The organism is Bartonella acomydis (assembly GCF_039543025.1).
Classification (GTDB): Bacteria; Pseudomonadota; Alphaproteobacteria; order Rhizobiales; family Rhizobiaceae; genus Bartonella; species Bartonella acomydis.
The window spans coordinates 37,283-52,346 of sequence record NZ_BAABIY010000030.1 but is presented as its reverse complement, the minus strand read 5'-3'; the positions used below and the strand labels follow the sequence as shown (position 1 = coordinate 52,346).

14 protein-coding genes are annotated in these 15,064 nt (G+C 37.8%); 2 read left to right on the top strand and 12 right to left on the bottom strand.

The annotated features are described in order from the left end of the window. Positions 1 to 2: 2 nt before the first annotated feature. From fabZ to ABD909_RS05270, 10 genes are all read right to left on the bottom strand, one after another. Entirely contained in the window at positions 3 to 470 is a 468-nt protein-coding gene (fabZ, locus tag ABD909_RS05315) for a 3-hydroxyacyl-ACP dehydratase FabZ (protein ID WP_345096929.1), read from the bottom strand. A 1-nt stretch (position 471) separates the two neighbouring features. Beyond that, positions 472 to 1,518: a UDP-3-O-(3-hydroxymyristoyl)glucosamine N-acyltransferase gene (gene lpxD, locus ABD909_RS05310; protein ID WP_345096928.1), complete on the bottom strand. Its 1,047-nt coding sequence runs from the start codon at positions 1,516 to 1,518 to the stop codon at positions 472 to 474. A gap of 64 nt (positions 1,519 to 1,582) precedes the next feature. Further along, positions 1,583 to 3,979, bottom strand: coding sequence for an outer membrane protein assembly factor BamA (gene bamA / locus ABD909_RS05305; RefSeq protein WP_345096927.1), 2,397 nt, complete (start codon positions 3,977 to 3,979; stop codon positions 1,583 to 1,585). 197 nt (positions 3,980 to 4,176) lie between these two features. Further along, the gene (gene rseP, locus ABD909_RS05300; RefSeq protein ID WP_345096926.1) at positions 4,177 to 5,319 is read right to left on the bottom strand and encodes an RIP metalloprotease RseP; all 1,143 of its coding nucleotides are present in this window, start codon (positions 5,317 to 5,319) and stop codon (positions 4,177 to 4,179) included. Positions 5,320 to 5,334: 15 nt separating this feature from the next. After that, positions 5,335 to 6,150 (bottom strand): phosphatidate cytidylyltransferase, encoded by an 816-nt coding sequence (locus ABD909_RS05295; RefSeq protein WP_345096925.1) that lies wholly within the window; start codon positions 6,148 to 6,150, stop codon positions 5,335 to 5,337. 651 nt (positions 6,151 to 6,801) lie between these two features. Further along, entirely contained in the window at positions 6,802 to 7,362 is a 561-nt protein-coding gene (frr, locus tag ABD909_RS05290; RefSeq protein ID WP_345096924.1) for a ribosome recycling factor, read from the bottom strand. 37 nt (positions 7,363 to 7,399) lie between these two features. After that, positions 7,400 to 8,119, bottom strand: coding sequence for a UMP kinase (gene pyrH / locus ABD909_RS05285; RefSeq protein WP_345096923.1), 720 nt, complete (start codon positions 8,117 to 8,119; stop codon positions 7,400 to 7,402). A 153-nt stretch (positions 8,120 to 8,272) separates the two neighbouring features. Further along, positions 8,273 to 9,196: a translation elongation factor Ts gene (tsf, locus tag ABD909_RS05280; protein WP_345096922.1), complete on the bottom strand. Its 924-nt coding sequence runs from the start codon at positions 9,194 to 9,196 to the stop codon at positions 8,273 to 8,275. 103 nt (positions 9,197 to 9,299) lie between these two features. Further along, positions 9,300 to 10,088, bottom strand: a complete 789-nt coding sequence (gene rpsB, locus ABD909_RS05275) for a 30S ribosomal protein S2 (RefSeq protein WP_345096921.1) — start codon at positions 10,086 to 10,088, stop codon at positions 9,300 to 9,302. A 158-nt stretch (positions 10,089 to 10,246) separates the two neighbouring features. Continuing rightward, positions 10,247 to 11,071 carry a cell envelope integrity EipB family protein gene (locus ABD909_RS05270; RefSeq protein ID WP_345096920.1) on the bottom strand — a complete coding sequence of 275 codons (825 nt, stop codon included), beginning with the start codon at positions 11,069 to 11,071 and terminating at the stop codon, positions 10,247 to 10,249. Between the two features lie 146 nt (positions 11,072 to 11,217). On the opposite strand from ABD909_RS05270, the gene ABD909_RS05265 reads away from it, so the two are divergent. Both ABD909_RS05265 and ABD909_RS05260 read left to right on the top strand, forming a co-directional pair. Further along, positions 11,218 to 11,682, top strand: coding sequence for a RidA family protein (locus tag ABD909_RS05265; protein ID WP_345096919.1), 465 nt, complete (start codon positions 11,218 to 11,220; stop codon positions 11,680 to 11,682). Between the two features lie 141 nt (positions 11,683 to 11,823). Then, complete coding sequence (locus tag ABD909_RS05260; protein ID WP_345096917.1) at positions 11,824 to 12,246, top strand: HIT family protein; 423 nt, start codon at positions 11,824 to 11,826, stop codon at positions 12,244 to 12,246. A gap of 7 nt (positions 12,247 to 12,253) precedes the next feature. On the opposite strand, the gene clpA is transcribed toward ABD909_RS05260, so the two are convergent. Next, positions 12,254 to 14,605 (bottom strand): ATP-dependent Clp protease ATP-binding subunit ClpA, encoded by a 2,352-nt coding sequence (gene clpA, locus ABD909_RS05255; RefSeq protein WP_345096916.1) that lies wholly within the window; start codon positions 14,603 to 14,605, stop codon positions 12,254 to 12,256. Between the two features lie 6 nt (positions 14,606 to 14,611). After that, positions 14,612 to 14,983, bottom strand: coding sequence for an ATP-dependent Clp protease adapter ClpS (gene clpS / locus ABD909_RS05250; protein WP_345096969.1), 372 nt, complete (start codon positions 14,981 to 14,983; stop codon positions 14,612 to 14,614). Positions 14,984 to 15,064: the final 81 nt, after the last annotated feature.

Genomic DNA, 15,064 nt, shown 5'->3' with positions numbered 1-15,064 from the left:
GTTTATTCTTTGTCAACAATCATCGCAGCAATTTCTGCTTCAGCGACCCGTATATTGTCTACTTTTGCAACACACAAAAAACGCCTCATACCAGACCTTCTTTTTAAAAGTTGAACATGAATCTTTAACTGGTCGCCAGGCACAACGGGCTTACGAAATTTCGCATTATCAACCGTCATAAGATAAACTAAATTTGTTTGCTTATTTCCTAATGCCAATAGTGAAATTGCTCCGGCTGTTTGTGCCATAGCCTCTAAAATCAATACTCCAGGCATCACTGGCTTTGCAGGAAAATGTCCGGTAAAATGCGGTTCATTAATCGTTATATTTTTAATACCAACAGCTTCTTGTTCGCCATTAATGTCAACAATGCGATCAATCAACAAAAATGGATAGCGATGCGGTAATATTGAGAGCAATTTTTCAATATCTACAACTTCTAAATTTTTAATTCCTTCAGTGCTGATCATATCAGCTTTTCTCCTTTTTAACTTTTCCCATACTGCGCAACGTCGCTACTTCTCGAAACCACTGCTTAACTGGTCGCGCTGGACTCCCTCCCCATTTTTCACCATCAGGAATATCATTCATAACACCACTACGACCAGCAATCTGAACAGATTTCCCTATTACGATATGATCCGCCACTCCAACACCTCCACCAAGCTGAGACATATCACCTATAGATGTGCTTCCTGCAATTCCACATTGAGCGGCAATAAGGCAATAACGGCCAATTTTTACATTGTGGGCAATCTGGACAAGATTATCAATTTTGCTTCCTTCACCAATAATGGTATCTTCAAATGTTCCACGATCAATCGTGGTATTTGCACCAATCTCTACACCGTCCTCAATGATGACACGACCAAGTTGTGGGATTTTTTCAATTCCGGAAACACTACCAACATAACCAAAACCATCTTGTCCAATACAAACGCCAGGGTAAAGCTGAACTCTGTTACCTATTAAAGAATACTGAATTGTTACCTTTGGACCAATATAGCAGTCACATCCAACACGACAATTCTCACCGATAACAGCTGTAGAGGAAATAAGCGTTCCTGCACCAATTTTAACATTTCGACCAACAACAGCACCGGCTTCGATACACACATCATGTGCAAATTTAGCAGTTGGATGAATATGCGCATGCGGTGAAATTTCTCTCTGCCCAAGCCATGGCACAGGCTTGACAGAATCAGGAAATAAAATGCGTCCAATCTGAGCAAAATCACGCTGTGGTGTAGATGTAACCAAAATTGCCATAGTTTCAGGAACTTTAAAAACAATTTCATTCGTACAGAAAACAGCCACTGCAGAACTCCCTATGAGAGCATCAGAAAACTTCCGATGCTCTACAAATACAAGGGACCCTTCCACAGCTCTCTCAAGTGAAGAAAGAGTATTAATAATTGTATTAGAAAACTCTGGATTAAGAAGTTTTGCCCCTGTCAACTCCGCAACATTAGCAACTGTTAACCGCCGGGACGGCGTAAAAAAAAATGTATCCGCCATCAAAACGCCTTCTCTCCCAGCCTAACCCACTCTTTTCAATTTTTTCCTTTAAAGAAAACTAAAATCAGAACTTCGTAGAAATACCAAAGTTTAATTTCTGCAAACGATCACCTTCCTGCTTCTTTATTGGCCAAGCATAATCAAAACGCAGAGGACCAAACGGCGAATCCCACATCAAACTAACACCTGCAGATGAACGCAAAGCACTTTTCGTATGAGTAACGGGAGATTCGCCTTGAAAAACAGGTTGATAATTATTCCCATAGAGTGTCGCAACATCAGCAAATAAAGCACCGCGCAATCCTAATCCTTCAGGAACAACAGGGATAGGGAACTGTACTTCAGCAGTTGCATTCATATAAGTTGTCCCTCCCAAGAAATAGACTTCACCTTTATTAGAAACTTGACGTGGACCTATTCCATTGTATTTGAACCCTCGGATCATATCAGAATTCACCTTAAACATATCAAAGATACGAACACCATTTCGGCCGATTTCGTGAATATACCCCCCACCAAGAGAGAATAAACCGACAAGATCCATTTGCTCAGACAATGTCTTGTACATCATTGCCTTACCCGTTGTCTTCAAGAACTTTGCACTTCCACCAAGTCCTGCATACTCTTGAAGAACACGCACATACCACCCATCATGGGGATTTTTCATATCGTCAATAGTATTATAGGTAAAACCATAACTAATTGACGAACGTTTCCAAGGACTATGCTTTGCTGCTTGAACAATTGCACCAGAATATTTCCCATATAATTCTTTTAAGTCAGCTTCTTTGTTTAAGTCATATTCTTTACCAAAATCATATTCTTCCTGAACATAAGAATAAGCCAAATTAGCAGATAATTGATCATTAACGGGCACTGAGAATCGAAGTGATCCACCAGTCTGTCGGACATCATATGCTTTATCTGCACGATAGGTACTACGAAAAACATCAACACCAGCAGATAAGCGATAGCCTAAGAAATAAGGATCAACAAACGACAAATTGTAATTACGGGATTTTTCCTGCCCTGCACCTAACCCCAAACGAACATATTGACCACGTCCTCCAAGATTACGTTCAGTAACCGATACTTCCAGTGACATACCAGGACTTGTACCACCTGTTGTATAGCCTCCAGACAAAGAAAGATCACCAGTTGGAGCTTCAACAACATCGATAACTAAAGTAACCTGATCAGACTGATCTGTGGGAACCATGGAAATGTTAACAGCTTTGAAAAAGCCTAAATTTTCTAGACGACGTTTTGCCCGTTGCACTAAGGTTTGATTGTATGCATCCCCTTCATTTAAATCAATTTCGCGGCGAATGATATAATCACGAGTCTTTTCATTCCCACGTATTTCAATACGCTGAATATAAGCACGCGGTCCTTGTTCAATGTTATATAAAATCGAAATTGTATGATTTGCAAAATTACGATTGCCCCGTGGCTCAACTTTAGCAAAAGCATACCCAGAATCAGCAGCTTTATTATTGATAATTGCAACAGACTGCTCGATATTCTCTGCACTATAAATGTCACCTGAACGCGTTTTAAGCAATCCTTTCACAGATTGAACATCAATCCCATCAATATCACTTTCAATCTGAATATCACTAATTTTATAGCGCACACCCTCATCAAGAACAAAATAAATTTTATATGTATTACTTGCTACATCAAAAGTCGCTTTAGAGGAAACAACACGAAAATCCGCATAGCCACGATTGTAGTAAAAACGACGCAAAGCTTCCCCATCAGCAGCTAAACGTTCTTCACTATAAACATCCCCCCCTAACAACATCGAGAAAATACCCGAAGATTTTGTTGAAATTACATCACGCAAACGACTGCTACCAAAAGCATAATTCCCCTTAAAGATGATATCACCAATCTTTGTTTTTCGCCCTTCAACAACATTAAAAACTACATTTACTCGTCCTTTTCCCAGATTAATGGTTTGGACTGTAACAGTAACATTATTACGACCAACAGTTTTATAAGCTTCACGAATCGTATTAATATCCGCTGAGAGTTTAGCAGAATTGAAAGGTTCATTTGGTTTTAAAGAAATAAATCGTTTAAGATCAGGATCTTTAAGAGATTTATTTCCCTGAAACAATACCTGATTGACTATCTCATATTCCTTAACGAATACAACGAGCCTATCGTTAACCTGATTTATTTTCACATCATAAAATAAGCCTAATCCAAAAAGACGCTTTACCGCAGCATCAATATCGCTATTAGAAAAACTATGTCCAGCTTTAATGCCCATATTGTCTTGAACTGCCTGAGCACTTACAAATTTGTTCCCGCGAACCTCAATAGAACGAACTACAGATGCTTGCACTTCCCCAACCATCGCAATCGATATAAAGGCTGTTGTAGGAGCAATCATCCCCACATTTAACACCAACACAGATGCTGCACTTAAAAACTTCGAACTTATAGTCATTGGCTCTTTTTACCTTATCTTATTCTCTAGACATGATGTCCCAAAAAGCTAACCGCCATAACAACTCTTCTTTCACAGCGAGACTTTTCACCCCTTAATTACTGATTATAGCAAACAATGCCACAATATTTTGTGGACATGGTAAACAACACTCAATCTATTATTACTCAATTTGTAAAATATTTTCCATAATTTAATTATCCAAACCAACAAAAATAATCATTAACGAACGCAAAACTCATAAAGCAGAGGAGAACAAAAAAACCTAAACGAAAAACAATTGTTCGAATTTTAGCTGATACCGTCCCTCCCGTAAGGACTTCTAGTAAATGAAACAACAAATGCCCTCCATCAAGTGGCGGAAGTGGAAAAAGATTAATAAGTCCAACACTTATCGAAAGAAAAGCCGTAAAATTTAACAAGGAAACAAAACCTGTTTCACTTACCTTCCAAGCGATTTTAGCAATCCTTGAAGGTCCACTTATTCCACAATGGTCTTCCTTTCCTCCTATTAAACGACCAATAAAAAAAACTGTTTGGGTAACAATAAATGTGGTGCGTTTTGACGCTTCTTCCATAGCTCTTATAAAATCGTAGTGGATATGTTTTATATAAGCTGGATCTAAACGCGCCTGGTTATTCGGATCAACAGGAGCACCTACACCGATCATGCTCTCTTGAATCCGATTACCGAGCCCATCATCCCGTTCAATCAACTTTGGTGTAATCACCTTGGTAATTATTTGTCCCATACGTTCTATTTTAAATTCTATAGGATCTTTACCATGCAAAGTTACATAATTCATCAAATCTTCAAAACTTTCAATCCGCTGACCATCCATTTCAATAAAACGATCACCTAATCCCAAACCTGCCTGAAAAGCAGGTGAATCTTTTTCTAAAGAACCAACAATGGGTTCAATGGCTACACGACCATACATAAAGAAAAAAAATGTTAAAATAATAACAGTAAAAAGAATATTGAATAAAGGACCTGCAAACACCGTTAGTGCTTTTTTCCAAGTATGCGCATTAGCCAATGAACCCTTAACTTCTGGTGAAGACTGAGATGATGATACATCTTCTCCATCCCCAATAAATTTTACATAACCTCCTAAGGGAATAAGAGATAAACACCACTGCGTACCCTGCCTATCTCTATACTCTAAAACCTTTGGTCCAAATCCAAGCGAAAAAACAGCTGCCTTAATACCGCACAAGCGCCCAATAAGATAATGCCCAAATTCATGCACAAAAATAATAATCATAATGACAAAAAGAATACTTAAACTTCTGAAAAGTAAGCCACCTACTGTAATCATATGATTTACAATTTCCAAAATATTTCCTCCTAATTAAACCATACAAAAAAGATTAAAAGGTGTATTCATATCCGATACAAACGAACCAATTAGATAAAGAAGGACAGCAGCACCAACTAACCCATCCATACGGTCCATAAATCCACCATGTCCAGGTAATAAAAAACCAGAATCTTTAACAGAAAAATGTCTTTTGAGCCATGATTGCCCTAAATCACTCAATTGCGAAAAAATTGATAAAATAAAAATAAGCAATGGTACAAAAAAACTCGTTAAATTTACATCAAAAAATCGAACAGCAACCAATATACCACAAGTAACTCCGATAAATGTACCACCAATGGCCCCTGTCCATGTCTTATTAGGAGAAAATTGTGGTGCTAATTTAGGGCCACCAAATGCACGTCCACTAAAATATCCAGCAATATCTGTTCCCCACACTATCGCAAATAAGAAAATAACAACTTGGAACCCTAACGTTTCATGCCCGCGTAAAAAGCATAAAGCCACAACTGGAAAAGATGCATACAAAAAACCAAAGAAAATCCACCCAATCTTTTCGAGTGGCCCAATAGCTAATACCACTGCTAAAATTATAACAACAAAAAAAATCAATGAAGCCGATAGACTCGAGAGCAAAAAAGAGCCAAAAACTAAATAAAAAATACCGGCGAATATTTTTTGTGAAACACGCCATTTTTCTTTAGTAATGCTAATCCACTCATAAAGGATAAACCCCCCAATCCCCCATACAAACACAAAAAAAGGAGTTCCTCCAACCCATGTTAAATATAAAGTAATAATGCCAAAAACAAAAGCTGTCAGAATACGATAAAAAAGATTAGACAAAATAACATCCAAACAATACAAATAAACATTACACACTCAAAAACTGACGCAAGGAAAGCATTTTACTGTGTAGTATTTTTATATCCGCTCTTTTCAAAACTTTTGCAATTTATCACAAATTATTCAATATGCAACAAAGTGATCATCAAACTAATAATCAGTAAAAATAGCCCAAGAGTCTAAAGATAAAGACTCGTTTTAAAATATGCTTTCAAACAGTACGATCAACCTAAAATGAAAAACTTTACTCTTTACCCCAATACTAATTATGAAATGTAGGTGGGACTTAACTTTGCATAAAAGCATTTTTCTATAATACCGTTCATCCTGCTTTGTGTTAAGCTTTCTCAAAAATCTGCTCTATAATATTTATAAACTTTTGATAATAAAATATTTTCATTAAGCAATGCAACAACAACCTCTCGTTGTACTATTCAAAACTTTTTCTAATAAGAAGCTTCATCCACAGTGCAGATGAAAAAATTAAAATGCTCACCACATTAAATCAATTTATCTTTTAGTATAGAATTGCGGTAAAAAAATAATGATCATTCTCTATCTATCACTTTCAATAGCAGACAGAATTCTCTCACCTTACCCACCCCAAAATATTACACACCATAACTAAATATTTTTAACAGTCCAATCACCTTAAACATGCATAATTTCAGATTCTTTTACAGCTAAAATTTTGTCAATATCAGCAATTGTCTCATCTGTAAGTTTTTGAACTTTCTCAGACAAACCATGTACTTCATCTTGACCAAGATCACCTTCTTTTTCTAATTTTTTTAAATTATCCATGCCATCTCGGCGAACATGGCGGGTAGCAATACGTGCTTGCTCTGCATATTGATGTGCAATTTTTACAAGTTCTTTACGTCGTTCTTCATTTAACTCAGGTAAGGGAATACGTAAATTTACACCATCAGTAATGGGGTTTAAACCAAGACCAGAATCACGAATAGCACGCTCTACAGCTCTTACCATTGTTTTATCCCACACTGTAACGGAAAGCATCCGTGGTTCTGGGACAGAAATATTTGCAACCTGATTTATATGTACAACGGAACCATAAGCGTCAACTGTTAATGGCTCTAATAAACTGGTAGAAGCTCTTCCCGTTCGCAAACCACCTAATTCATGTTTAAAAGCGGAAATAGCACCATCCATGCGACGTTTCAAATCATCCATAATCGATGCAACATTCATATCTCTGTCTCCTTCAATCATATCTTGAAGCTTATCCTTATTCCGATACTATTGTAAACCGTCCTATCCCATTTAACACTTTAGCTAAACCGCCTTTTTCATGAATAGAGTATACAATAATTGGTACATTGTTTTCGCGCGCTAAAGTGACCGCCGTTGTATCCATAACAGATAATCCCCATTGCAAAATCTCAACATGCGTCAATTGATCAAAACGCTTAGCCGTAGGATCTAGCTTAGGATCTGCAGAATAAATACCATCCACTTGTGTTCCTTTCAAAAGGACATCTGCACCAATTTCTGCAGCACGTAAAGTGGCAGCAGAATCAGTAGTAAAAAATGGATTTCCTGTACCACCAGCAAAAATAACAACTTTTCCTTGATTCATATAACCTATCGCTTTACGTTGTGAAAAACTCTCACAAATTTGTGGCATAGCAATCGCAGACAATACAACTGTTTCAACTCCTAGTTTTGTCAAGGATGTTCGCAACGCTAAAGAATTAATAGCAGTTGCAAGCATTCCCATATGATCACCTGTCACACGATCTCCACCATGCGAAGCAACCGCAACCCCACGAAAAATATTTCCACCACCGATAACAATAGCGACTTCCACGCCCATTGCCCGCACTTCAGAAATATCAGCAGCAATACGATCTGCAACGGAAACATCAATTCCAAAGCTCTGCGCTCCCATAAGGGCTTCACCTGAAACCTTTAAAAGAATACGCTTATATTGTGGCACCAATGTCATTGACAGCCTCCCCAAAAGCACATTTTTTTTGCTTTCGACACACCCAAGACACCACCTCACTAGGTGATGCCCTTTTAATAATCACACTTCTTCATAGCAATGATTTTATCATCAATGCTATGTTTTCAAACCTCGAAAATAACCTATAACAAGTTACCCTTTTGCAGCCGCAGCAACTTCGGCAGCAAAATCAGTCTCTTCTTTTTCTACACCTTCTCCTAGTGCAAAACGAATAAAACCTGTTATTTTTGCTGGTGCACCAATCGATTTTTCAGCATCCTTTAAAGCTGCTTCAACCGTCATATCAGGGTTCATAACAAAAGCCTGTGAAAGCAAAACAACCTCTTCAAAAAACTTACGCATACGTCCTTCCACCATTTTTTCAATGATATTCTCAGGCTTTCCAGATTGGCGTGCCTGATCTGAAAAAATTGCTTTTTCACGCTCAATAGCACTAGCATCAACATTTTCTGCTGTGAGTGCCAACGGATTAGTTGCCGCAATATGCATTGCTACCTGCCGACCAAATGCTGCTGCTGCCTCTTTATTTCCTGTGGTTTCAATAGCAACCAAAACACCAAGTTTGCCAAGACCATCAGCCACACTATTGTGTATATAAGTAGCAACAACACCACCCTCAACAGAGAGTTTAGCAGAACGGCGAAACGTCATATTCTCGCCAATAGTACCAATCGCATCTTTAATTGTTGTCTCTACAGTTTTCTCAGAACCAGGATAAAAAGAGGCCGAAACAGCGTCAACGCCTCCTTGTGTTTCCAAAGCTGCTATTGCAACATTACGCACAATGTCTTGGAATACATCATTGCGTGCTACAAAATCTGTTTCAGAATTAATTTCAACCAAAACCGCACTTGAATCCTTTGATACAATTCCGATCAATCCTTCAGCCGCTGTACGACCAGCTTTTTTGTCTGCTTTTGCTATCCCTTTTTTACGAAGCCAATCAACAGCAGCGTCTATATCACCATTGGTTTCTGCCAGCGCTGCCTTGCAATCCATCATACCAGCGCCTGACAATTCTCGAAGTTCTTTTACTTGTGCAGCAGTAATGCTCATATTTGCCTCTTTATTCTATTCTGTAATGATGAAAGCGTGCTAAAAATATGCACGCTTACAACATCTTCTTTAGAAAATAAACACCTAATAGGAATCTTAATAACTACTCGGAAACTGGAACCGTATTTTCCAAAATAGTCTCTTCCAAAACAGTTTCTACAGGTGCATCAGCTTGAGCTCCTAAATCGACACCCATTGCACCTTGTTGGCGAGCGATCCCATCAAGAGCTGCACGAGCAAAAAGATCACAATAGAGAGAAATTGCACGTGATGCATCATCATTCCCTGGAATGGGGTGTGTCACATTATCAGGATCGCAGTTGGTATCAATAATAGCAATAACTGGGATGCCTAAACGTTTTGCTTCTTGAAGTGCAATATTTTCTTTATTGGTATCGATAACAAATATAAGATCTGGAACAGACCCCATATCCTTAATACCACCAAGTGCACGATTAAGTTTCTCACGATCACGTTCAAGATTTAAACGCTCTTTTTTGGTAAAACCCTGCGCTTCAGCAGCGAGAATTTTATCTAGTTTACGCAAACGATGTATCGAATTGGAAATTGTTTTCCAGTTCGTGAGCATGCCGCCAAGCCAACGTGCATTAACATAATACTGTGCTGAACGATTCGCCGCATCAGCGATAATATCTGATGCTTGCCGCTTAGTACCAACAAAGAGAATACGACCACCACGTGCAACTGTATCTGAAACAAGTTTAAGTGCTTGGTGTAAAAGAGGAACTGTCTGTGCAAGATCGATAATATGAATATTATTACGCTCACCGTAAATATAAGGAGTCATTTTGGGATTCCAGCGATGAGTTTGGTGACCAAAATGGACACCTGCTTCCAAAAGCTGGTGCATAGTAAAATCTGGTAGTGCCATAATATATCCTTTCCGGTTTAACCTCCGCGGAAAAAGTAGAGAAACCTACTACCGGCGGACGCTTGCTAGTTTTTTCTTGCAAACACCCAAACTCCGCGTGTGGAATAGTGTCAACATACTAATATTTGATTCTTTTTCAAGTTATTTTCTATAATTCTTTAATGTTCACATTGATTAAGATTCTTTGTAACTTCGAGGAATTCAAGACTATTCAATTTAGCACGCACTGCAAAAGTTCCATAATCCACATGAAGATCCCGCATCACACCATTCTCATATAAAAGAAAACTTGTACGATAGACTGGCAAACCATCTTTTTTTTCTACATCATCAAAATAAGAAATTGTAATCGGCCATGATTCTTCTTCATCTAATTTTCCCATTTTTTTTGTTTCAACATCAGAATGTGGCAATGTCTTTTCCCCAATAACTATACTTTCTCTAATAATTTTATCTGCTTTATCGGTTCCATCAAAGACATTAACATTGTAAAAATGATGTCCTGCTTTTGCATTGCGGATAATATTTTTTAGTTGCATAATCGGAAATTCAGCCATTGCAAGTTTGTATTCTTTTTCTTTTGGCTTTGTCAGTTTTACGACAAGACCATCTTGAATACGTTCAGCTACCCCTTCCGCACGATGTACAATTTCTTGTCCAGTCTGATCTGTAACATTAAAATGAAATATACGACTATCACCCGTTTCATAACTTACCGTTTGTTGATCAGTCAAACGTACAGGCATATCGTCCATGTGAATACGGCTAATAAAGCGAAAACGTGTGGTATAGCCCTGACATGCTGACCCCGTCAGCTCATAAACCATGCGCCCAGTCATTCCCGAAATTGTCATTTCATGAGAAACACTATCAAGCTGAAAATCATAAATTGCTCGGTGAGGCGCAATAAAAATAGACTCTTCAGCTCTCGCAGTACATGAAACAACAACACATAAAACTATTATAAATAACGACCTGATCATTCTTAATTTCCAATTTTTATCTTCGTTGCATAACACCATACACGAAGGCAAAAAAGGTTCATGTCTCAATTAACCACACATTTCCTTAAATCAAAAAATAGTTTATGCAATAAATATCTTCATTAGAAAGCTAAGGAGTTTAAATTATGACAGATATAATTGAAATTCATCTTCAAAAACTGGGTATTGCCCTTCCTGAAGCAACGCAACCTATTGCCAATTACGTAACTACTTTACAAAGTAGTGGCAACCAATTGTTTGTTTCTGGACAACTGCCTCTTTTAAATGGAAAGCCAATAGCAGCTGGCAAAGTTGGTGTAACAGTTAGCGTCGAACAAGCAAAAAAAGCAGCTGAAGTCTGTGCACTTAACATTCTCGCACAAATCAAGACAGCTCTCGGTGATTTAAAGAGAATAAAACGCGTAATAAAAATCACCGTTTTTGTCGCTGTAGATCCTCATTTTACTGACATTCCTCTTATCGCCAATGGCGCTTCTGATTTATTTGTCAATATTCTCGGTGAATCTGGAAAACATGTTCGTTCTGCTATTGGTGTTGCTTCCCTTCCTATGAATGTTCCAGTAGAAGTTGAAGCTATTATAGAGATCTAAATCTTCATCAATGACAACATCACCTATATAAAGCGATAACTTAATGTTAAATCTTTCTTTTTTAACGCTCTGCCAGCTTTCACATTCTTCGTTCTCGAAGTTAAAATTCATAAATTAACCACATAACAAGGAAATATTGATATGAAACAAGCTTATGATGACAATAATGTTTTTGCTAAATTGATTCGTAATGAGATCCCTTGTGTTCGTGTCTATGAAGATGATGATGTCATTGCATTTATGGATATCATGCCACAAGCACCAGGCCATACGCTGGTAATCCCCCGAAAAGGCTCGAGAAACTTATTGGATGCAGATACTGAAACATTATTTCCTGTTATTAAAGCTGTGCAAAAAATTGCCAATGCGGTTAAAAAGGCCTTTCATGCAGATGGTATAACAATCATGCAATTTAATGAAGCTGCTAGTCAACAAACCGTTTATCATCTGCATTTTCATATTATTCCACGTATGGAAGGAATAGATCTTACCCCCCATAACAATGTTATTACACCTGCAGAAATACTGGAAGAAAATGCAAAAAAAATCCGTGCTGCTCTTTAAAACTTTCTTAAGTTGTTGAGCTTTTTTTCATCACACGTTGTTTGGTAAAATGCGCTGTTTTGTTATTTTTTAAAGGAGCAGATACATCAGAAGACGAGATGTGTAACTGCAATTTCTCTTCTTCTCCATTTGATTTTTGTGTCGACACGTGAACCATGCCACCACTGCGCAACTTTCCAAATAAAATTTCGTCAGCTAATGGCTTCTTAATATGTTCTTGTATAACACGACTCAATGGACGTGCTCCCATCTGGAAATCGTATCCTTTGTGAGCAAGCCAAGCCATTGCAGAAGGGCTTAATTCAAAACAAACGCCTCGATCAGCTAATTGTGCTTCAAGCTGAAAAATAAATTTATGCACGATTTGATTGATGGTGAACTGAGATAAAGGTGCAAACGGAATAATTGCATCCAACCGATTACGAAACTCCGGCGTAAAAAGTCGATTAATTGCTTCAATATCATCACCATCGCGATGTATTTTGCCAAATCCGATAGCTGATTTTGTCATCTCTGAAGCACCGGCATTCGTTGTCATAATTAAGATAATATTACTAAAATCAATTTTTTTACCATTATGATCTGTTAATTTTCCATAATCCATTACCTGCAATAAAATATTAAACAACTCTGGATGTGCTTTTTCAATTTCATCCAGCAAGAGAACGGCATGAGGATTCTGATCAATCGCGTCTGTAAGAAGACCTCCCTGATCAAATCCTATGTAACCTGGAGGGGCACCAATTAGACGCGCCACTGTATGGCGTTCCATATATTCTGACATATCAAAACGTAATAGTTCAACGCTTAAAGAAGATGCAAGTTGTTTTGCAACTTCAGTTTTTCCTACTCCTGTTGGTCCTGAAAATAAATAACTCCCTATTGGTTTGTTTGGTTCTCGTAATCCTGCTCGAGCCAATTTAATGGATGATACTAAAGCGGAAATTGCTTGATCTTGCCCATAAACAGCTTGCTTAATTTCTTTTTCCAGTTTTCTAAGCATCTTTTGATCGTCACCAGAAACTGTTTTTTGTGGAATTCTTGCCATAGCAGCAACAGTTGCTTCAATTTCCTTGACGTTTATAGTCTTTTTTCGTTGTTTTTTTGGCAAAAGCTTTTGTGCTGCTCCACTTTCATCAACAACATCAATTGCTTTATCAGGTAATCGGCGATCAATCATATAACGTGAAGACAGTTCTACAGATGCCTTCATCGCCTGATCCGTATATTTAACCTGATGGAAATCCTCAAAATAAGGCTTCAATCCTTGCAAAATTTTAATTGTATCAGCAATAGAAGGTTCATGAACATCAATTTTCTGAAAACGACGCACTAGGGCACGGTCTTGTTCAAAAATTCTGCGATATTCTTTGTAAGTAGTTGAACCAATACACCGAATAGTTCCAGAAGATAATGCAGGTTTTAAAAGATTTGCCGCATCCATATTCCCTCCCAATGTAGCCCCTGCACCAATTAAGGTATGGATTTCATCAATAAATAAAACAGCTTCAGGATATTGCTCAAGTTCTTTAATAATTTGCTTTAAGCGTTCTTCAAAATCGCCACGATAGCGTGTACCAGCTACAAGCCCTCCCATATCAAGAGAAAATATCGTTGCATTTGATAAAAATTCTGGAACTTGTCCATCAACAATGCCTTTTGCTAACCCCTCAATTATAGCGGTTTTTCCAACCCCAGGATCACCAACCAAAAGCGGATTATTTTTTGATCTTCGACATAAAATTTGAATCATACGTGAAATTTCTACTTCACGACCAATTAATAAATCAATTTTTCCATTACGTGCTTTCCAATTAAGATCAACACAATAATTTGTCAGTGCACTCGTTACCTTTTCATCATTGTCTGAAATCTGCTGATCTAACTGTTCTTCAAGCCCCTCAAGTAACATGGATAATCCCTCATCTCGCGTAACACCATGTGAAATAAAGCGCACGGCATCATAGCGTGTCATACCCATCTCTTGAAGAAAATACGCCGCATGGCTTTCACGTTCAGAAAAAATGGCAACGAGAACATTTGCTCCTGATACTTCATTTTTTCCAGCTGATTGCGCATGAATCACTGCACGTCGGATAACACGCTGAAAAAACGTTGTTGGTTTTGTATCCTCATCCGCTCTAATCTGCACATCCAATTCTGACTGGATATAGTTGATTAAGCGTTCTCGCAATTCTTCTACATCTACCTGACAAGCCTGAATGACTGAATTTGCATCAGCATCATCAAGCAAAGCAAGCAGAAGATGTTCTAATGTCGCATATTCATGCTGGGCTTGCGTAGCAATTGTTAATGCGCGATGTAAAACCTCTTCAAGACTAGGTGTAAAAGATGGCATAATCCCTCACTTCCATTCCATTACACATTGTAATGGATGTTCATTTTGACGTGCACACTCCCTAACTTGTATTACTTTCATTTCAGCAACTTCATAATTATAAGTCCCGCATTCGCCTACCCCATTGTGGTGAACGTTTAGCATAATACGCGTTGCCTCTTCGAAATTTTTATTAAAAAAGTTTTTCAAAATAAAAACAACAAAATCCATAGGAGTATAATCATCATTAAGTAAAAACACACGATATAATTTAGGCTTTTGGAATTTTACTCTCATCTTTGGCATTAAAACAGCATCATACCCACATTCATTCCAATTCTTGCCCTTTTCATTCCGCATAATAGGGATTATAAAATTTTTTATCAGCTCCTGTACCATCATTATTTCCTATGGAACACATTTTTTTAGTTTTAAGTTCTTTCATAACTATTGCAAGAACTGTCCTTGTAAAGAAAAAAC

Coding starts and splice junctions, on each gene's coding strand:
- pyrH (WP_345096923.1), bottom strand. CDS start 8,119: ATGACATTGGTGCCACAATATAAGCGTATTCTTTTAAAGGTTTCAGGT.
- ABD909_RS05260 (WP_345096917.1), top strand. CDS start 11,824: ATGAAACAAGCTTATGATGACAATAATGTTTTTGCTAAATTGATTCGT.
- lpxD (WP_345096928.1), bottom strand. CDS start 1,518: ATGGCGGATACATTTTTTTTTACGCCGTCCCGGCGGTTAACAGTTGCT.
- rpsB (WP_345096921.1), bottom strand. CDS start 10,088: ATGGCACTACCAGATTTTACTATGCACCAGCTTTTGGAAGCAGGTGTC.
- clpS (WP_345096969.1), bottom strand. CDS start 14,983: ATGGTACAGGAGCTGATAAAAAATTTTATAATCCCTATTATGCGGAAT.
- tsf (WP_345096922.1), bottom strand. CDS start 9,196: ATGAGCATTACTGCTGCACAAGTAAAAGAACTTCGAGAATTGTCAGGC.
- fabZ (WP_345096929.1), bottom strand. CDS start 470: ATGATCAGCACTGAAGGAATTAAAAATTTAGAAGTTGTAGATATTGAA.
- bamA (WP_345096927.1), bottom strand. CDS start 3,979: ATGACTATAAGTTCGAAGTTTTTAAGTGCAGCATCTGTGTTGGTGTTA.
- ABD909_RS05265 (WP_345096919.1), top strand. CDS start 11,218: ATGACAGATATAATTGAAATTCATCTTCAAAAACTGGGTATTGCCCTT.
- ABD909_RS05270 (WP_345096920.1), bottom strand. CDS start 11,071: ATGATCAGGTCGTTATTTATAATAGTTTTATGTGTTGTTGTTTCATGT.
- frr (WP_345096924.1), bottom strand. CDS start 7,362: ATGAATGTTGCATCGATTATGGATGATTTGAAACGTCGCATGGATGGT.
- clpA (WP_345096916.1), bottom strand. CDS start 14,605: ATGCCATCTTTTACACCTAGTCTTGAAGAGGTTTTACATCGCGCATTA.